We start from the raw sequence: 18,586 nt of genomic DNA, 5'->3' as shown, positions 1-18,586 counted from the left end.
ATGGTGGTTCCTTTGGTCAGACGAGTTGACGGAAACACGTTGCGCGAAACGGATCCCCGTCTTTCAACGCAGCAAGTTCTTCGAGGAACAAGACACCAGCCGCGGTGAAGCCCGAGATACTCGGTTGCGGAAGTGGGCTGAAAACCGCGTCGTCGCCGAAAAAGCGCAGTACGAGCGTGTGGCGATCCGGAAACGCTGGGTCCACCGCGCCGCCACCGTGCAGTACGCCCGGATGCATCAGCAAGACGTCACCCGGCTCGGTCGCCCACGAAAGGATGTCGTAGGCAGCCGGGTTAGCGCGGCGCCCTACTTCGATATTCGGCAGGCGCGGCCAGACATCGCCGCCATGCAAGGGATCAGTCGGATCTTCAGCATTTTGAAAGGTCGTGCCGTCGTGACGGGGGCCTTGATGCGACCCGCGCACGACCTCAAGCGCATTTTGTTTGGGCACGGCCTCGAAACTGATCCAGGCATTGCCAAAGTGCATCCCCTTCCATGGCAGGTAGGACGTGTCCTGATGCCAAGGCGAGCGGCCGCTATTGCCCCCGCTCTTGAGAAACAGTTCCTCTGCGAAATACCAGACGTTGTCTGAGCCCCAGAGATCCGCGAACAGTCGGCCGAACGGCAGCTCTCCAACGAGCTCGTCCAGACGTCCCTTCGCATACGGATTGGCGTTGTCGTTGCGCGTCTTGTGCACTGTGCCGTCGAAGAGGCTGCAGGCCATCGGCCCTGGGTTCTCTATACCCCAGTCGAAGACCTGTCGGCACCGGGCCAACTGTTGCTCGTTGAGAAGGCCCTTGACCGGAACGGCGCCGTCCTCCGCGAACGCCTTGCGCGTGGCTTCATCCATAGCTGAACTCCTGAATCGTCAAAAGGCGACCAGGTTGCAAACGCTTCCTGCGGCGCCTTCGTAGAAAATACTACCAAAGTTAGGTCATAATACAAAAATAGAAAAAAGAAAAAAAGACGGGGAATTCCCTGTGTTCTGCGGGTTACGGCCAATGGCGAAGTATCAAACGTGCCCCAGATCCTGCCAGACCAGCGAACAACCGGTCGAACCGCAACTGCCCGACCAGGTCGCCCGGGCGGCCTTCGCGAACGGATTTGCGTTTCGGCCGTGAGCCTTGTGCGCCGGGCCAGCTACTGCTCGCCAGGAAGATCTATGGCCCGACGGCATCTTCCTCGTCGAACGCCTCGCGTGCCTTCATCGATCGTTGAACCCGTGAAACGTCGTTCGGTGCTTCGGTTGCAATCGCTTCCAGAATCATCCTAGGTAATGTCACCAAAATTAGGTCACAAAGAAAAACATTGTGCAAGAGGAAAAGAGAGGGTATCCCGGTCTCCCCAGGGTTACGCACTAGCCTGCCAGCCCCATGACAACTCCCGGGAAGCGGTTCCGGCACCCGCAAGCAGCTTGAGCGCTCGAGACCGCCTTTTCAGCCGCGAAGCCAGTGGACACGCCATCAAAATTTTTCTTGACCTCGTTGGTATGTTTACCTATCTTAGGCTTTATGTACTACATATAGGTACTGATGTGCCGCAGGCGAGCGAGTTAACAACCCAGCGCCTTGGCATCGGAGGACATGAAAGCCGGCATGGAGCGGCCTTTGTCGCAAAACCGGCGCCCATTAATGGTGGAAAGAGTAGGAGACGATGATGTCCAACATTCTCAGCAACTGGATTTATGTGGGCAGCAATGCATACGACGAATACACGTTCGTGCCTTGGCTGAACAGGAACGTCTACCGACGGACTGTAGATTTTAGTAAGGTATGCTTACTGTAATGCTAATTTGCGGTGAAGGAGAATTGTGATGGGTATCGAAAAGACTTCGGGCGAGCCGGGCATGGCGGGTCGAGCTGGATGAACAAATCAAACGTGAAGAATGCAAGAGCGTGGACAGGTGCCCGTAGCGCACCGACGCTATGCCAATAGCGTTCGCGAGTTGGTTGCGAGCGAAACGTGCGCAGCTTGCATTGATCGGGCGCTCGAGCGTCTGGCTTGACGACTCTGCTGTTTCCGCTGCGGAAGGTGCTGGGCAGATTGTTTGATTTCTTAAAGACTGAATTGGACAGTACCCGACACTTCGATTTTCTACTTTGTTTTTTCATCTATTCGTCGTCGTGTCGTTCCATGGAAGACGATTGAACCGGTCGTGACCATGGAATATTGAGGAACATAGACCATGTTCACGAACCTGAGGGAAGATTCAATTGGGTGGCTACACCCTCTTGCTCGCCGCCTGCGCGACATCGTCCTCTCGGCTATTGTGGTTTTCTGCTCGCTAACGGGGCTGTGTTATGGCGCTGCTGCACCGGCTTTGCCGACGTCGGCTGAAGCGGTCGAACTGCCGCTAGAGGAAGCACCCACAGCAGAGGAAATCGCAGCTGTTGTGAGTTCGCGCTTTCATATAGGATTACACGACGCCTTGGGAATCGGTCACGCGGTGCTAACTGCGGCAAGGCGTTACGCAATCTCGCCGTTGTTATTGCTTGCAGTGATCGCAGTCGAATCTAGTTTCGACCGATTTGCGATAAGTGTTGTTGGCGCCAAGGGACTCATGCAAGTACTTCCATCTCAACACAGAGACCGTGTCCTTCGCACGTCCGATTTGACCGATCCGCGCACCAACGTCCGTATCGGGTCCGCGATTCTCCGAGACTACATAAGGGCGTCAGGCGGAGACCTCGAGGGCGCGCTATGTCGCTATAGCGGGGGCGCCAAGGGCTATGCACGACGGGTTGCCGATCGCTTGAGCATGATGAAAACGGCATTTGGCTTGTAGACGCAGCCTTGTTTGGATTCGATTGTGAGGTAGTACATGGACGCATCGACCCTGTTCCAGGTTATGGCTGCGAGGCTTCGTGCGCGCGCGTCAAGCGATCGATGACACTGCGCGCATAACGCTTTCGTCGATGATCGCGATGCGTCCGTGAGCATGGACAATCATGTAATTTCAGGTCGGCACCCCCGCTCGTGCAGTTCATGCTTGCCCGGATACCGGCGACATGCAGGCTTCGCCCCGGCATGAAAGACCACAAGCACCTCGTCGCCATTCGCGACTTCCTGCCATACGTGGCTCGCCCGCGTGGCGCACGCGCAGTACGCCCTGACCTCCCTCTCCCATCGCTAGTTCGAAAGGAATGTGTTGGCGTCGAGTCCGCTTTTCCCATGCGCGACTAACGTGCCAAACGGATGTTGGGCAATGCGATCACAGGCTGGTGTAGATGCAAGTTTAGCGAGGCTCGTGCAGCCAGAACTTCCATGGGATTTGAAGCCCGTCTCCAATCATTAAGGCGCAGTGCCGAACTGCTCATCGAAAGCCCGAACAGTTGTCTGTAGCGAATTCGCATGTCCAAGGAGGGGTAATGACGAGCTTGCCAGTTCCGAATCCGACGCTGGTCATTGCTGGCATCGACGTGGCGAAAGCCACTTTGGACATAGCAGTTGGTGTGACATCCACTCCGTTGAATCTTCCGAATGATCATGTCAGTTTTGACTCGATGCTTGAGAAGCTTGCAGGTCACCACGTCGCGCTAATCGTCATGGAGGCGAAGGGGGCCGGGAGACGTCTTTTACCTGCGCACCGCAAGCTTCCCGGCACTCGGCGGCCGTCATCAATCCCCGGCAAGCTTGCGACTTGCACGCGCCACGGGCAAGTTGGCGGAGACTGACCGCTCGCCCAGCTCGATGAAGGGTCGATAGCGACGGTCATTTTGAGTGCATACACCGCCGCCTATATGTGTACCCAACACAGGTAGACAGCAACTAGCTGATTTTTATATAAAAATATTTGGGGACGCAAGGCAATGCGCTGCCAGGCAAGGGCGCCCTAACGGGAAACCTGCGCGAAAATCAAGGCCACACCTCCTCGAGGGAGATGACCAGGACGTGGCTTCTGGTTTAGATCGCACTCGCCGCGCGCAATGGCCAGTGCAGCGCCATCCCATATTCTTCGTGTCTGGTTGCCAGAGCCGACACGGCTGTCAGGTTTTGTCATTCGTCTCGGCAATTTGACATAATATAATTTAGCAACATTTTGGGGCCAGATCATCTAGCGCCTGTACACCGTCTTCGGCCCAGCTCAGAAACGCCTGTACCTCCCGGCGCACGCTTTCCAGCGCAGCGGGCTCTTCCACAGCCTTCAGGTCGTGCATGATGATCTTCCACGCCTTGCCCGTCGTCACGAATCGCTCCAGCAGCCGGCGACGGTTTTCCATGAGATGGATCTTGAGGTCGTCGGCAATCGGAATCTGCAGATCGAGCGATTTGCGCCACATCTCCATCGATGCGAGCATGAAGTCGGGATCAAACTCCACGACGATCGGCATGTACCGCCTGGTTGCGTCTTCCATCCGGTTGTCCATCCATTCAGGTTGCGTGGCGGCGGCTTCCGCTTACCGACCACGCGACTGCGGCCGCTATCCCTGCAAGCATGAAGCCATTCGTTTCCAGCCACGATAGCATGGCGTTGGGCGACACCGGTAACGGGTCCAGTACACTGAGTTTCGGGCCGTATCGTGAGCGGCACGCACGACGGACACTCTGCGACATCGGGGTCCACGGGGTTGCCGCTATCGCCAGAGTCGCAAGTGGCACCATTACGATCGATGCGCTAGCGTTGTCAGAGAGTTCGTGCGCATGCCTGTCGCTCCACGTGATACGCTTGCTCATTCCGAATGTTTCAGTCGCCTCCGTCGAACACCAAACTGCAGCCTTTCTGCACGGCATGAAATCTGATCGGTCCAGCTTGGCGCGAACCTGCTGCCTGTCTCGCTCGACGGAGATGTCCGGACGCTAAGAGTCGTAGCTGAAACAGGCCTGGTCGGGGACCTCAATCCGGAAAATAGCTCCTGACGAGCTCGACGACCTTGTCAATCGACTGTCCCTTCTGACAGTAGCCGTCGAAATCGGCTGAGCGGGGCGCCACATCCCCTACGGAGGGTGCCGTATAAGCGATAAGAACGGTATCGTGTGTGGTTTGCAATCGACGCATCATGCCGGCGGTATGAAACCCGTCGTACCTCGGCATCATGATGTCAACAAGCGCTATCCCCACATCGCCCACTTCGCATCGAAGCACCATATCTGGGCCGCTGAACACTGCACTGGCGACGAAGCCCGACGCCGCCAACGCTGCAGCCACCGCCTCGGCTACGCGTTCGTTGTCGTCTGCCACCACCACGACCATCGAGCCGTCTGGCGCACGGCTGGCCTGCCTTTCTGACCAGCGCTCACAAAGAATGTCGTCCGTTGCTCTTGTGGCCACAGGCTTCATCCTCATTTCCTCCAACTTGCGGTTGCAGTTTCAAGGCGATCCTGCGCGCCGATTCCGAAGGCAGTAGCAATCCGATACCGACCCAGACCTTTCATGAACCCCAAAACGTCACTATCGACTCTCAGAGAGAATCCGGCTTTGAAGCGCAATTAAGGATTGAAAAAATTTCCTCAATCCTGACCGGTTTTACGAGGTGGTGATTGAAGCCGGTAGCCTTGGTACGCTCCCTGTCCTCCGGCTGTCCATAACCCGTGAGGGCGACAAGCAGCATGTCCGAGCCACCCTGCTGTTTGCGCAGGCGCGTCGCGACTTCGTGCCCGCTGATATCCGGAAGACCAAGGTCCAGTAGCACGACCTTCGGGCCGAACTCCCTGGCGATCTCGACCGCTTCAAATCCACAAGTGGCGACGCGCACATCGTGATCGTCCAAAATCTTTGCGAGCGACAATGCTGCATCCTCGTTGTCGTCTACTATCAGCACCTTGCACACCGCTGGGATAACAGGATCGGATTCCACGCGCGCCGCGCTTACTTCGACTGGCGCGTCGCATAACGGAAGGGAAACGGTGAAAATGCTGCCCTTCCCCAAACCCTCGCTCGAGGCGGTGATAGTGCCGCCGTGCATCGAGACCAGAGAGCGGGCAACAGAAAGCCCAATCCCCAGTCCCGATTTACCAGGCTGTCCGTCGGCGGAAGCCTGTTCAAACAGATCGAACAGGGAAGGGATCAGTTCGGGCCGCATCCCCATGCCGTTGTCCTGCAGGGTGATTGATACGTGGCTATAGGACGCCGAAGCTGCGAGGCGAATGTCTCCGCCTGCGTTCGTGTACTTGATGGCATTGTCAAGGAGGTTGGACACGATCTGCGTGATGCGCGTGAGGTCGCCGTACACGAACAGGGCCGACTGCGCGGACGTCGCGACCTCCAGCCGATGTCCGCGCTGGGCTGCTGCAGACGCGTTCATCTCGATCGCGCGGTCAATGGCGCTCCAAACGTTGAACACCTCCTTGCGCAGTCTGATCTTGCCTGCAGTGATGCGCGAAACATCGAGCAGATCATCAATCAGATGGGCAAGATGGCGGGCATGACGCTCAACGACATCGTGGATCCAGCGCAACTCGGCAGCGGGAACGCTGCCCTTCGCCAGCAGATGCGCGGCAGTCAGGATGGGCGCGAGCGGGTTGCGAAGTTCGTGGGCGAGCGTTGCAAGAAAGATGTCCTTGCGGCGATCGGCCTCCTTCGTCGCCTCGTCGGCTGCAACGCGCTGCGTAACGTCTGCAAGCGTACCGACGAGAATCTGGCCTACGCCTGACGAAGCCGGCATAAAGCGGCCTGATGCAGCGAGAAATCGCAATGCCCCGTCCGAGCGTCTCCGGATTCTGAAGATGGTCTGGAAATCCAGTAATGACGTGAGCGCCGCCTTGAGTTCGGACCGCACTCGCGCTGCGTCGTCCGGGTGCACCACCCTCTCGATGAAATCTCCTATGTTCAGTGCCCCCTCGGTACGCGGCTGCCCGGTGATCTGGTACATCCGGTCGTTTTCCCATACAGCACCATCCGTCTCGGGATCCCACTCGAAAATGCCAAGTCCGGCCGCCTCAGCTGCCATTCGCAGCCGCTCGTCGCTGTTCCTCTGGCGCTTGACAGCGAGATCGCGCTGACCCATCGCATCATTCACCCTGCGGTCCTGGTGAGCCTGGAATTGACCGATTGCTCCGCGGATGGCGTCGCTGAAAAAACGTTCAATCGCCTCGTGTGTGGCAGCCTGACTGACGCGGGATTGGGCGCCGGCAAAGTACTCGCGGACACATGCCTGCACGCACCGTTGTAACAGGTCCAGTTCGAGGTAAAGCTCATCGAGCGCGAACCCCTGGCGCCATCTCTCGCTGCCGTGCCTGCGCGCGTCGCGCCCGGCGCGCATCGTGTCCGCTTCTTCCGCGCCTTCTCCGACAGATGCACATAATTCGTCAAAGAGCAAAGGCAGCTGGTTGATCAGTCCGACGACTGCGTCGCGGCTGACAGGACGGATGTGCATCTGCTTCCGGACCGCACGCAGCCATCGCCGCGTCAACTGTCCGCGCCGCTGTAACAGGTGATGGGCCACCTCTCGGTCAATCCGACGACTCTCGGTCATCATCTTTCTCAGGTGTCGGGACCTGCATTATCACTCTGCTGACACGGAGTCGCTATCGTCCGGCACGAGCCTGAGAATAGATCTCGTCGGTACACTGAGTAGCAGCGTCGTGATGTCACGCGGAGCAAACCATCTGCAACTCCGTATTTCATTTCGTGGCTGTGCCTGGACGTCCTCTTCGAGTTCCGCGAGAAAGACGTAGTGGGTTTTGTTAAAGCCGGTGAACTGCCAGAGATACACTAACGATCGGGCGGCGAGTCCCGTCTCCTCCCCGAGCTCGCGCTGCGCGCACTCTTGGGGAGTCTCGCACGTGCGGACTGTGCCGCCCGGGAGCGACCACCGGATGCGCTGGCGTACGAGCAAAAATGTCCGCCCCTCCGGCACATGACCATCAGGCCGGTCTGAAGATCGTGGGCGAAACGCTGCCTCACGAACGCAACCGCGTGACGCTTGCCGATGAAAGGGACCAGTACGGTCTGCCCGTCGCGCGCGTTACATGGAGCTACTGCGATAACGACCGCCGGCTGATTTCCCATGCGCTCGGCTTCATGGCGCAAGCGCTCGAAGCAGCAGGCGCGCGCCGGTGTGTGATCGATAGCCGTCGCTTCCGCATGACGGATCGAGCCGCGGAGCGGGTCCGATGATCGGCAACGCGCTCGACGACGCAATGCAGATAGGTTCGGCATCATTGCCATTCAGACGTGCCGAACCAATCGGGCCGTTTGCGGCGCCGCACATCGCCCGCTGCGCGATCAGGTTGTCGCTTTCAGCCTGGTGATCATTGCAGCCGCCTATTCCGGGACCTGGATATGGCGTCGCATCTTCTTTCCGTCCTATCCTTGCTGAAGCTGAAACACTCACCGGAATCTCCAGCAGTAAAGTAGTTTTGCCAACCTGTGCTTGAGCGGTGAAGACTTGCATCAATCTTCCATCCGCGGCGTTACTTTATGCTGGGGCGGTTTCAAAACGTGAAGCGCAACACAAGGCTTATTGAACGGAAGTATCAGGTCGAGAAGCAAGTGCAAGCATGGTGGTGAAGACTTCGAACGGCGAGTGGAATGCATGTGTGGCACGAGGCCGGCCGTTGAGGCTATCGGCGATGGCATCGAGGTCGTCCTGACTGTAGACCGAGAGATCGCGATGCCCTCCTGCTACCTGGTGTTGGTTTTTCGCCCTCGCGCCGTCTTTACCGGCACGCTTTTTCCGTATTCGTTCCACCAAGCCGTCAGCGCTTCCATCGTTGGTCCGAGCCCGCGTGCCTTCGGCGTGATCGCATACTCGACGCGAGGCGGCACTTCCGCGAACACGGTGCGAGACACCAGCCCATCCGTTTCCAGTTCCCGCAGTTGAGTCGTCAGCATATGCTGGGTGATGCCGGGAATTGCCTTTCGCAGCTCCCCGAAGCGATAAACCCGCTGATTGAGTAGCCACGTGATCTCGAGTTTCCACTTGCCCGAGAGCAGCGCGAATGCCCGGCGCATTTCCTCGTGCATGTTGATCTCGCCATTGCCTTTGGTCTGATTTTCCATACTAGGTGACAGTTTTTCATCCTACTTGCGATGATTTCATGTTAGACGACATTCTTTGCGAAGTCGATCTACGACATTCGCACAGGAATAACTCATGTCAGCAACATATACCTATTGGATCAGCACCACGCTTCTCTCCGTGCTCTACCTGAGTTCAGCTTCTTTGTATCTAACCAAGGGAGAGTGGGTTCGGAAGGCTCTCGCCGACCTCGGCTACCCCGCGTACCTCGTGCCGGTCATGATCACCGTGAAAGTCCTTGGTCCGATTGCCATCCTGATGCGCTTCAGTGTGGCGCTCAGTGACCTTGCCTATGCCGGCATCTTCTATCACCTGTTGCTATCTGGACTTGCACACCTTGGCGTGCGCAAGTCCCAGGGCGCCGTTCCGGCGGTTGTGGGCCTCGTGCTGCTGGTCGCATCCATCCTGACGCAGAACGTTGCACGCCACGTTCCGTCGCCCTACGCCCCAGCAGCAGCGGTACACCAAGTAACCCTCGACCAATGGAGATCATCATGGCTCGACTTAACGGAAAAGTTGCTTTTGCCACGGGGGCTGGCCGCGGCATTGGCCGTGCAACCGCGAAGTTGTTTGCAGCGGAAGGTGCGAAAGTGGCTGTTGTCTCACGCACGCCCGCAAACGTGGAAAGCGTCGTTGCCGACATTCAATCAGCGGGGGGCACTGCGCTTGGCGTCATCTGCGACATTGGTGATGTCGATCAGATTAAGCCAGCAGTGGAAAAGGTGGTTACGGCGTATGGTGGGATCGACATCCTCGTCAATAACGCGTTCGATCCGAACGCGCCATTTTCATCGATCATAGACCTTTCGGTTGAGCAACTGCAGCGCAATCTCGACATGGGTCCGGTCGCCTACCTGCGAACGATGCAGGCCTGCTATCCCCACCTCAAGGCCAGCGGCGAAGGTCGTATCATCAACTTCGGTTCGATGGCCGGGGTCACAGGCCTGGTTGGTTATGGCCCATACAACATGGCGAAAGAGGCGGTGCGCGCCCTTACCCGAACTGCCGCGCGCGAGTGGGCCGGCGACAGGATCACCGTAAACAATGTTCTGCCGCTGGCGGAAACATGGGCGAAAGAGGCTAATGTCCCTCCGCCAACCAACGCGCTAGCCCGCTTCGGATCGCCGGAAGAAGACATTGCGCCCGTTGTTCTGTTCCTCGCGACCAGGGATGCGCAGTTTCTGACGGGCTACAGCCTCACGCCGGATGGCGGCTCGATCATCGACAGCGCGCGCTGACCGACAAGAAAGCGGGGCCCAGAAGCGCATCGTCGTGGACACCGGAATGAAACTGGTCGAGAAGTACAAGGCTTGGTTGCTGCGGACCATCCGGCGCTCGCTGAGAAACTGCGGCGCGCGAGCCCGCACTGGATGCGGAAACGCATGCGACACACGCACTTGCGCACGGCGCGGAACTGACGACCGTGCGCGACAGCCTGCAGCATGCGTCAATTGCGAAGACCTCAAGGCGCCCGACAGATGAGTCAGGTGTTCGCCACGCGATGACGGACTTGACGACCTACCCAATCGGTACTTTGACTTGAGTTTATCGAGCATCGCTGCAACTGGCGCGTGTTCATCCCTTGCCCGAGACGCATCAAACTCACAGGCTTGTTTATGTCTCGGGATGAACAGGTCGTTCTTGAAGTCGCAGTTGATCAGATTCATCGGAATCGTCGGCACGTCGTCCATCAAGATGACGTGTTTGCCTGCATCGGTCAGCTTGCCGATCGTCGAAGTGAGTTCATCGTCGAATTGATATGGCGTGAATCCGTGGCCATTCGGACCCGAATTGCGGGCCGAGTGATTTTGATAGTTTTGCCAGGCCGCAGCCATAAACACCGTTTTGATGTCGGGGCGTGACATCACGTACGACATGACCGCCTTGTCATGCACAACACACTTCAGGTGATCGTCCGTCAAGGCCGGATCGCGCGGAAGCGCGGGCTCCCGCTCGATTGGCGGACAGAGCGTCAGCGCGACGCGTCGTGAACCTCGAGATCGTATTGCTTCCCCAACTGATCGAAGAAATAGATCAGGTGATAGGCGTGCGAATCGCCCACAAGTGTTGCGGCGAAACATTCTGACGTACAAGGCTCCTCCGTTCAATGAGGGTTATGACCTCCTTTGTAGCCATCCCAATCCACGACTGGCATCAAGGCAGCTACGGGTACAGGTCAAAAGTCGGATGGCATCGGATGCAGACCGCGGATTTCCCCTAAAGGCTCGTTCGCTCGATGCATTTGACTATCTCGTCGTTGTCGTCTTGAACATTGGTTACTATCTACAAAAGGCTAGGCGTGCGAATGCCATCGCGACGGAGCCCGTGAGCCTGAGTTTTACGTTCTGACGCCCGGTTTTCTACGCACTCACCATAGCGCCATGAGCTTATGGGAGAAAGTAATACTCGGGGACTCAAACTTGAGAACTCATATTGAATTCATAGCAAGGGACTTGGAGATTCCTTACCCATCAAAAATCGATATCCAAAGACACGCGAATCCTTGACGCGGTGAACACCGACTCGATACGTCGTGACCCGCGACAGGCGCGGATTTCCGGATATACAAGGCGATGCCGCCGCCGTCGCCCTCATATCAGAGACGCTGCAGCGGAAACCCGTCTGGTTTCCCGACCCGGCGGAACGACTGCACGCGACACGTCGCCTACCGGACGCGCAGTGGCGCACCGCGGCGCGGGATATGCGCCTCTCCGCGTTGCGGCTGCCTAGTTCTCGTCACGCGAATCCGGATTGCGCAGCCTCACGTTTTGCCTGGTATTCGCTGATGCGTCCCGCGGACCCACTAAACTGCGCAGCGAGGGTATCGAGGTGACGCTGCATCGAGTGAACCCGCGCCCGTTGTGACGGTGCCAGGCCAGCCTCAGTCAGGAGCCCCGACAGGCGCAGGCGCCAGTACCCTTCCCCCAGAACATGGAGCCCGCCGTAACAGAAGAGCGTTTCGAGGTGGCAAATTTCCGCTTCGACAAATATGGGTGCACGCGGCCGCTGGAACAGCCCGTTATTACTTTTATGGCGAGACACTTCTCGTCTCCCTCATATTCGAACCGTTCTTCGTTCGTAGCGTAAAGCCGCGCAACCTCGTGGCCCTCGGCCAATCGCCAAATCGGCTGACCTCTACACTGGCTACGTTACACGCGTCGCGTTCAACTCCCTGTGTCGAACCGCACATTTAATCTCGTACGACCGTAGTTCGCCTCGGGGTCCATGCTTACCGACACAACGAGAATGCCATGCTGCCGGCAATCCTGCGTCGCAAACACGCCCGCCGGGTCGCAATCGCCCACGATGCACTCGAATGTACTGACCTGAAACGCAAATATGAAGTGTGACGTCGCGCGATGACATTCGAAGACGTCGACCACAGCTCGGCAACCAACGTCGGATTGAGGCACTCGTATGCCGAGTACCAACACAACCCGCCGGCAGTCTAGAGAGATGTTGCCCCAGCCCTTCGTCGTTTGGAGGACCCTGGTGAAAGACAGCACCCTGGAACTGAACCCTCCAGACCGGCTCTTCGCCGTAGGCGAAGGAACCGAACCTCTCAAGGTCCGCTGGGGCAATACGGTAGACGAGGAGAACTTTCCTCTCGTCTGCGATAACAAAACGCGTCGCTAGCCTCTGACGAGGGCATCGCGATGGGTTCGAGCAGAACCAGCTGGTCCTGCTCGGTGACCGCAATACTACTCACATGTCGTGCGTTGCTATCAGGCCGAAGCCGAGGCCCCTGCAGTCTCCGATGCCGTCACGGGAACCTGTGTCGACTCCGCGGCCGTACTCGGGGCCACCCTCCTGACGGCGACCTTCTTCGCCGCGGCCTTCTTGACCGCAACTTTCTTGACTGCAGCCTTCTTCGGCGCTTTCTCTGCAGTCGTAGCACCCTTCCTCGCCGCAACCCTCTTGGCGACCGGCTTCTTCGTCGCAGCCTTCCTGGCAGGCGCCTTTTTCGCCGGAGCCTTCTTGGCTGCAGCAGCCTTCGGCTCCGCCGCGCCCTGCGCCGCACCAGCAATCAGGAATCGCGAGCGGTCTTTGGCACCAGCCAGCCATGCCGGTGCGGGGCCCCGGCCGCTCCACGTCGCACCGGTTTTGGGGTCACGGTAAAGCGCCGGCTGTGGTCCTTTCCGCTGCCCCTTGCCCGCAGTCGCACCGACCGACTTCAACGCCTTTTTGGCCGCAGTCTTCACCTTACTCCCAGTACCCGTCGTTGTCGCAATAGTCGCTTCCGCACCACCTGCAATCAGAAACTTGCTTCGGTCTTTGGCTTCAGCAATCCAAGCCGGTGGGCGGGCATGACCACTCCACGTTTCGCCGGTCTTGGGATTGATGTATTTGGGTGGCAGTTTGCCCTTCGCCGTTGTCTTGCCAGCCGCTTTGACTGCAGTTTTCGATTTATTCGCAGCCCCCACATTGACTGCCGCGCTGCTGCTATCAATCAAGAACTTGGTTCGGTCCTTCGCGCTGGCAAGCCACGCCGGTGCGCGACCATGGCCGGTCCAGGTCGCGCCGGTCCTCGGGTCCTGATACTTCGCGACCGGCGCGACTGACTTCACGGCACCCTTTGGGCCCGGCTTCGGTCCGCGCTTCTTCGAACCACTGATGTGGGCTTCAATGTCCGCAGTCGTCAGCCCGTGTTTCTCCATAATGTCGCAAATTTTTGCGACGACGCCGGATGACTGTTTCGCAGCCAGAGCTTCTGCCTGAGCCTGGAGCTTTGTGATTTGAGCTTGAACTTTCTCGAGCGTTGCCATTTGTATTTTTCTCCCCGTGTTTAGCAATGGCGGCACTATGCCACATAACTGCCGAAAAAGGCTATTAGGCAGCGGGCCATATGAGCGCCGAGTCAGTAGTGGTATTCTGAAGGAACAGAGATTGCGCAGGCACGGAGACATGTCGCGCAATATCGTTGAAAGAGGAAAACGTAATGGACGAGCGAAAGCGAGACAGCATTGTCGCTTACCTGCGCCGTAGAATCGCCAAATTCGGTATTGAACTGGACGACGTCGCAGCGGCGATAGCCCAAGACCAAATCCAACAGAAGTCGGCAAAATATCGCAGTGCAACAGGAGAGACGTGGTCGGGCGAGGGGGAGACGCCCCAATGGCTTAAGCAGGCCATCAGCGCGGGACAATCACTCGAGCATTTCGCCGTAGAAGGCGCAGTCCAATCGACGCCGGCGGCATGTCCGAAGGTCGATTGGAGCCAGGACCCGTTTGCGGGCGGCCCGTTAGCGACGGCGCATTCGCCACACAGTGACGCCCGCTGACGCTGGCATGATGTGTTACGGCTAAGCAATTAGCACAACTCCCCGACCAGCATTCGACCAACGACGGCTCGCATGTAATGACAGCCAGAAGCGTTTGGACATTTCGCCGGAAAATCCCGCCCAGGTGTCAGTGCTTCTCTCTTCGCTCCGCTTTGCCTGTGCCAGGAAGGGATTCGTCTTACGGGAGCAAGCCCATTAATTTTCCTTTCGCATCGAAGGGGTGAAAGTCACCCCGACCAGTATTCCCTCGGGTGAGAGAAAACGCGTGACAGTTTGACCCCAAGGTTCTTGCTGGTTCCGGACCAGGATTCGATATCCCCGCGATTCGAGATTTTCCGTTGCCTTTTCCACACTGTCGACATCGAACTCCAGCCATGCCTGTGGGACAGGAATGTCTTCTGGCCACGAATCGCTATCAAAGCATGAATGCGCCGCCTGAGAAAGAGGCCATAGGGCAAAAGTCTTTGCGCCGTGAAGAGCTTCCGTATGCATATACTCGCCACTCTCCTCTTTGAAAGGAATGCCAAGGACGTCAGTGTAGAGCTCGCGACTTTCTGACGGCTCGCGGACAATTGGACCGAAACCTGCGATGAACAGAACCTTGAAGTTGCTCGCAACTTGCATAGTGCCTCCTTACCAGACTACATCCAAACTACATTAATACTACAACAGGCCCCTACTGGAACGCGACGCGCGATATCGTCGAGGGTCGTCCTTGAGCCGTGCCGTCTTCGATGGCTGCCGGAGGGTGCTTTCTCCTGCTCCGGCGTTGCCGGAGATGAGCTTGGAGCGTATGACCGAATAGTGTGTGGCGTTCCGACCGAAGGCTCCAACCAGCAAGGCACCATTTGCGAGAAAGCGTCGAAGGGCGCCAGCCAAGAGCAATTTCCGGCAGGCACCAGTTCAAATTGCTCCTCTGCGGCACAAGGCGCATCTGACTCTCGCCTCGGAAAATATGAATCTGCACCGCGTCGGCCGGCTGCCACACCAATGTGCGGCACAGTCTCTGCTACTGCCCTATTGCAGGTCACCATTAGTCCAGATGTGTCTGGCTTAGCGACCCGGCACTTGCGTAGTGCGGGATTGGAGACAGAGATGAAGATGTTAAAAATCGACCAGTTGCGGCCGACTCAGGTAACGCACGGCATGCGGGAAATACGCGACAAGACGAAAACATACAGGTCGTTGACGGGGCATGACCTGGAAATGGCAATCGCGGAAAAGCCGGTTCCTGTCGTGCAGGGTCCTCGTGGCGCTCCGTTCGTCATTGACCACCATCACGTTGCCACCGCGCTATGGCGCGCGAACGTAAAGCGCGTTCCCATTGTCCTCGTCAGCGACCTCTCATCGCTTTCTGTAGCTGAATTCTGGCTCACCATGGAAAACAATCGTTGGACCTACCCGTACGACGCTCATGGCCAGCGCGTGGCATTCGCGGACATGCGCGAACACGTGTGGGAACTCATCGACGACGAATTCCGGAGCCTGTCGGCGTCGGTACGCGATGCAGGTGGATACGAGAAGACTTCCGTACCGCTAGAAGAATTCCGGTGGTCTGATTTCTTCCGCAGTCGTCTGCCACCGCCCAAAAGCGATGCCGGGTACGATGCGCTGGTCAAAAAAGCGGTGAAACTCGCGAAGAGCAAGGCTGCGCTTGGACTTCCTGGTTACGTGGGACCAATCGACGGATAAACCGACTACCCCTCGCCTGCAGCTGAAGACCAGGCCTTCGCGGTAACTCATGGACTTGCTACGTGACGCGACGACATTGAGGCTGACAGTACCCGGCGTTGGGGCGCCTGTTTTCATGCCTCGCCAGGCGGGGCACCATCGGCGTCCTGCAACCTGACCGCATTTGTCATTATCCGGCACATGCCGGACGGAGAAGCCAAATGGATGTGGTGATATCGATATTCGGGGAAGGAAAGGACCTCGATGCCCTGCAGATGGCAGCCCGGACGGTCGCCGTATGCTTCACGGCTCTCATTTTCATTCGCATATCGGGCCGACGGTCCTTCGGACAGCGTTCGCCATTCGACTATGTGGTCGCGATACTTCTGGGCGCAACGTTAAGCCGCGTCATCGTTGGAGCTTCTCCCGCCATTCCGACGCTGGCTGCGTCGCTCGTAATGGTACTTATACATCGCGCGCTTGCGTGGGCATGCGTCCATTCAGCACGACTCGAGTGTCTCGCGGTTGGCGTCGAACGAGAACTGTTTAAGGACGGTCAGTTCGACAGCAAGCAGATGGCCGCCGCGCTTATCACAAGGACAGACGTGTACGAGACCGCGCGGCAGGAACTGCATACCCTTGACCTCGAAGAAGTGCAACTGGCGATTCTTGAACGCAACGGGCAAGTAAGTCTTATCCGCAAGAGGCGTGATACGGGCAACCGCTGAAACACGATGAATCACAGCGTACGACGCGCGGACTCCGACGACGAGATGCTGTCGCCGTGACCCCGAATCGTACTGGACCGGAAGGCTCATGGTCCGTGGTTTGAGGGACGCATCGAGCCCGGCGCTTCTGCCATAGGTACATCTCCGGCAATAGCGGATGCATTCTCGAACTGTGCATTCCGTGTTCAGTGCAGTTTCAGCGAAACGGCAGAAAAGCCTTCCGCCGCGCGACGGCGCCCGCCGCAAAGATGCCAGCCAGCTCACAGTTGTTTGCAACGCACTCGAAGCTGCTGTCTTCGAACGTAAAAATGAAATGACGCAGCGCAATCACCCGCGCAACGTTTGGCCACCATTCGACCACAAGAATCGATTTCAGCACCTCGTATGCGCCATAAGGCCGCAAGCCCTTTTTATGCAAGACGTGCCGACTCAACTCATCATCGTTAGGTGGGCCGAGGCTTTGGAAGACGGCACCGTCGAAGCGCACAAGACAAAATGGTTGCTCGTTCTCGACGAAGGGACCGTACCGGCTCTGGTGGGACGGCGCAATGCGGTAGACGAGCATTGCACGACCTTCGTCAGCAACTACGAATGGCTCAGTCGATGCGGGCGCTGGCATCGGAACCGTGTCGAGCAGCACCGGAATGTCGCGCTCCTCGCCCCCTGATGTATCTGTCGACTCCGACCGCATAGTGCTCACGCAGCAAAACCACCTTGTATTTCAGATTTTAGCGAATTGGCATCAATTCGGGACGTTGCAGTGCCTTCGTCAGACTTCGAAAAGTGGCCTCTGGAAGTCGCTTTCGTCGGACATAAGACGGCCAATCTGCAAAATTGGGGGTATCTACGACGAAGTTTTCCGCCGGAGCGAAGGCATGAGATAACTCATCAGGTCTGCGGCCTCGATTGGCAGAGATATGTATTCCTCTACCAGAATCGCGAGGAAACACCGGCCGGGGTGGTTGCCCTTCTTCCAAGCGTGTGTCGGGCGGCCCTGCGGGCCTGGAGCCCCACCAGAAGGCTTCGATGTCTTGAGGACGCTCTCACAATAAAGGATTTCAGCAACAGATGACGCCGCAAAAATGAAGGACGAGCCTTGCGGCAGCGCAGGATGGGCGCCGCCGGTCCGCGCTTTCGACGGCAAGTTGCGTCAGTTCCGCAATCTGCTGCATCAGTTCGGTCGGAAAGCCCTTGGCGAGCGCAGCTTGATGCGGTGCTTGCCAAGCGTTCTCCAGTCCTTGTCTCCTTGTCGCCCATCGAAGATTTGTGGGTGGACGGTATGAGCGCCGGCAGCGATTTTCAAGGCCAAAAAAATCTGCTGCACCGCCTCTTGAAATTCACTGCAGACGTCCTATCTTAAGCATCGCTCAGGCAGTCGTTCGCGGACACCCAGTTCGCGGGCGCTGCGTGTTTCAACGTTGATTGTCCGCGGCACCGGACAACCGGACTGAAGCGCGTATGCCGGTTTGTCTCCTCGCCGCAGAGGAGAAAGCGACCATGAGTGACCTTCACTTTGGGACCGACCTCTTCAGTGAACTGGACCGGCTGCAACGCCAGATGTCCAGCCTGTTCGGCGGCTTCCCGTCCAGCCTTCGTTCAAGCCAGTTCGGCACATTTCCTCATATCAACGTCGGCACGACCGACGACACGATAGAAATCGTCGCGTTTGCGCCCGGCGTCGAGCCCGGGAAACTCGATATCTCCATCGATAAAGGTTTGCTCTCGATTGCCGGCGAGCGGACGACCTGCGAATTACAGTTGCCTGAGGACACGCGGCAGTACGCGCAGGAGCGCTTCAACGGCTCGTTCCGACGGGTCATCGAACTGCCCCAGCAGGCCGACCCTGACAAGGTGCAGGCGCGCTACGTCGACGGCTGCCTGCTGATTTCTGTGGGCAAGCGCGAAGCGTCCAGACCCCGCGCAATTACCGTCCATTGACGAGGTGA

At 57.9% G+C, this 18,586-nt stretch carries 16 protein-coding genes and 6 pseudogenes; 10 read left to right on the top strand and 12 right to left on the bottom strand.

Annotated features, from left to right (window positions below):
- Nucleotides 1-16: 16 nt before the first annotated feature.
- Nucleotides 17-850, bottom strand: coding sequence for a phytanoyl-CoA dioxygenase family protein (locus tag C2L65_RS43435; RefSeq protein ID WP_042305831.1), 834 nt, complete (start codon nt 848-850; stop codon nt 17-19).
- A 1,335-nt stretch (nt 851-2,185) separates the two neighbouring features.
- On the opposite strand from C2L65_RS43435, the gene C2L65_RS43430 reads away from it, so the two are divergent.
- Complete coding sequence (locus tag C2L65_RS43430) at nt 2,186-2,785, top strand: lytic transglycosylase domain-containing protein (RefSeq protein ID WP_042305832.1); 600 nt, start codon at nt 2,186-2,188, stop codon at nt 2,783-2,785.
- 64 nt (nt 2,786-2,849) lie between these two features.
- Here the strand turns inward: C2L65_RS43430 and C2L65_RS46970 are convergent.
- Nucleotides 2,850-3,207, bottom strand: a pseudogene (locus tag C2L65_RS46970) (FMN-binding negative transcriptional regulator); the annotation flags it as partial.
- A gap of 161 nt (nt 3,208-3,368) precedes the next feature.
- Between C2L65_RS46970 and C2L65_RS43425 the strand changes: the two are divergent.
- Nucleotides 3,369-3,674, top strand: coding sequence for a hypothetical protein (locus C2L65_RS43425; protein WP_042305833.1), 306 nt, complete (start codon nt 3,369-3,371; stop codon nt 3,672-3,674).
- A 354-nt stretch (nt 3,675-4,028) separates the two neighbouring features.
- Here the strand turns inward: C2L65_RS43425 and C2L65_RS43420 are convergent, their stop codons facing one another.
- The 4 genes from C2L65_RS43420 to C2L65_RS43405 all read right to left on the bottom strand — a co-directional run bounded on the left by C2L65_RS43420 (nt 4,029) and on the right by C2L65_RS43405 (nt 7,796).
- Nucleotides 4,029-4,331: a hypothetical protein gene (locus tag C2L65_RS43420; protein ID WP_233446775.1), complete on the bottom strand. Its 303-nt coding sequence runs from the start codon at nt 4,329-4,331 to the stop codon at nt 4,029-4,031.
- Between the two features lie 503 nt (nt 4,332-4,834).
- Complete coding sequence (locus C2L65_RS43415) at nt 4,835-5,278, bottom strand: response regulator (RefSeq protein ID WP_158660438.1); 444 nt, start codon at nt 5,276-5,278, stop codon at nt 4,835-4,837.
- 121 nt (nt 5,279-5,399) lie between these two features.
- Nucleotides 5,400-7,313 (bottom strand): hybrid sensor histidine kinase/response regulator, encoded by a 1,914-nt coding sequence (locus tag C2L65_RS43410; RefSeq protein ID WP_158660437.1) that lies wholly within the window; start codon nt 7,311-7,313, stop codon nt 5,400-5,402.
- Nucleotides 7,314-7,442: 129 nt separating this feature from the next.
- On the bottom strand, nt 7,443-7,796 hold the full coding sequence (locus tag C2L65_RS43405; protein WP_042305836.1) for an NUDIX domain-containing protein: 354 nt from the start codon (nt 7,794-7,796) through the stop codon (nt 7,443-7,445).
- On the opposite strand from C2L65_RS43405, the pseudogene C2L65_RS43400 reads away from it, so the two are divergent.
- Nucleotides 7,796-7,990: pseudogene (locus tag C2L65_RS43400) on the top strand (GMC oxidoreductase); the annotation flags it as partial. The gene C2L65_RS43405 and the pseudogene C2L65_RS43400 sit on opposite strands and share 1 nt — an antisense overlap.
- Before the next feature lie 409 nt (nt 7,991-8,399).
- On the opposite strand, the pseudogene C2L65_RS46965 reads toward C2L65_RS43400, so the two are convergent.
- Both C2L65_RS46965 and C2L65_RS43390 read right to left on the bottom strand, forming a co-directional pair.
- Nucleotides 8,400-8,549: pseudogene (locus C2L65_RS46965) on the bottom strand (IS30 family transposase); the annotation flags it as partial.
- Nucleotides 8,550-8,563: 14 nt separating this feature from the next.
- Nucleotides 8,564-8,941, bottom strand: a complete 378-nt coding sequence (locus C2L65_RS43390) for a winged helix-turn-helix transcriptional regulator (RefSeq protein ID WP_042305838.1) — start codon at nt 8,939-8,941, stop codon at nt 8,564-8,566.
- Nucleotides 8,942-9,035: 94 nt separating this feature from the next.
- On the opposite strand from C2L65_RS43390, the pseudogene C2L65_RS43385 reads away from it, so the two are divergent.
- From C2L65_RS43385 to C2L65_RS43375, 3 genes and pseudogenes are all read left to right on the top strand, one after another.
- A pseudogene (locus tag C2L65_RS43385) lies at nt 9,036-9,302 on the top strand (DoxX family protein); the annotation flags it as partial.
- Nucleotides 9,303-9,454: 152 nt separating this feature from the next.
- Nucleotides 9,455-10,198: an SDR family NAD(P)-dependent oxidoreductase gene (locus C2L65_RS43380; RefSeq protein WP_042305901.1), complete on the top strand. Its 744-nt coding sequence runs from the start codon at nt 9,455-9,457 to the stop codon at nt 10,196-10,198.
- Nucleotides 10,199-10,273: 75 nt separating this feature from the next.
- Nucleotides 10,274-10,503, top strand: a pseudogene (locus C2L65_RS43375) (hypothetical protein); the annotation flags it as partial.
- A gap of 49 nt (nt 10,504-10,552) precedes the next feature.
- On the opposite strand, the pseudogene C2L65_RS46960 reads toward C2L65_RS43375, so the two are convergent.
- A pseudogene (locus C2L65_RS46960) lies at nt 10,553-11,041 on the bottom strand (SGNH hydrolase domain-containing protein); the annotation flags it as partial.
- 1,644 nt (nt 11,042-12,685) lie between these two features.
- Nucleotides 12,686-13,726, bottom strand: coding sequence for an H-NS family nucleoid-associated regulatory protein (locus tag C2L65_RS43365; RefSeq protein ID WP_042305840.1), 1,041 nt, complete (start codon nt 13,724-13,726; stop codon nt 12,686-12,688).
- A 173-nt stretch (nt 13,727-13,899) separates the two neighbouring features.
- On the opposite strand from C2L65_RS43365, the gene C2L65_RS43360 reads away from it, so the two are divergent.
- Nucleotides 13,900-14,241, top strand: coding sequence for an H-NS histone family protein (locus C2L65_RS43360; protein WP_042305841.1), 342 nt, complete (start codon nt 13,900-13,902; stop codon nt 14,239-14,241).
- Between the two features lie 195 nt (nt 14,242-14,436).
- Here C2L65_RS43360 and C2L65_RS43355 read toward each other — a convergent pair whose 3' ends face one another.
- A complete protein-coding gene (locus C2L65_RS43355) occupies nt 14,437-14,865 on the bottom strand; it encodes a VOC family protein (RefSeq protein ID WP_042305842.1) in 429 nt (142 codons plus the stop codon).
- A 471-nt stretch (nt 14,866-15,336) separates the two neighbouring features.
- Here C2L65_RS43355 and C2L65_RS43350 point away from each other — a divergent pair, with 471 nt between their 5' ends.
- Both C2L65_RS43350 and C2L65_RS43345 read left to right on the top strand, forming a co-directional pair.
- The gene (locus C2L65_RS43350; protein WP_042305843.1) at nt 15,337-15,933 is read left to right on the top strand and encodes a ParB-like protein; all 597 of its coding nucleotides are present in this window, start codon (nt 15,337-15,339) and stop codon (nt 15,931-15,933) included.
- A 200-nt stretch (nt 15,934-16,133) separates the two neighbouring features.
- Nucleotides 16,134-16,640 carry a DUF421 domain-containing protein gene (locus C2L65_RS43345; RefSeq protein ID WP_042305844.1) on the top strand — a complete coding sequence of 169 codons (507 nt, stop codon included), beginning with the start codon at nt 16,134-16,136 and terminating at the stop codon, nt 16,638-16,640.
- Between the two features lie 196 nt (nt 16,641-16,836).
- On the opposite strand, the gene C2L65_RS43340 is transcribed toward C2L65_RS43345, so the two are convergent.
- Nucleotides 16,837-17,340, bottom strand: coding sequence for a hypothetical protein (locus tag C2L65_RS43340; protein ID WP_156132259.1), 504 nt, complete (start codon nt 17,338-17,340; stop codon nt 16,837-16,839).
- A 797-nt stretch (nt 17,341-18,137) separates the two neighbouring features.
- On the opposite strand from C2L65_RS43340, the gene C2L65_RS43335 reads away from it, so the two are divergent.
- Nucleotides 18,138-18,578, top strand: a complete 441-nt coding sequence (locus C2L65_RS43335; protein ID WP_042305902.1) for an Hsp20/alpha crystallin family protein — start codon at nt 18,138-18,140, stop codon at nt 18,576-18,578.
- Nucleotides 18,579-18,586 lie beyond the last annotated feature (8 nt).

It is taken from the genome of Paraburkholderia terrae, assembly GCF_002902925.1.
GTDB lineage: Bacteria > Pseudomonadota > Gammaproteobacteria > Burkholderiales > Burkholderiaceae > Paraburkholderia > Paraburkholderia terrae.
Note: the sequence above shows the minus strand (reverse complement) of the source record. Positions and strands in the feature narration are given on the sequence as shown.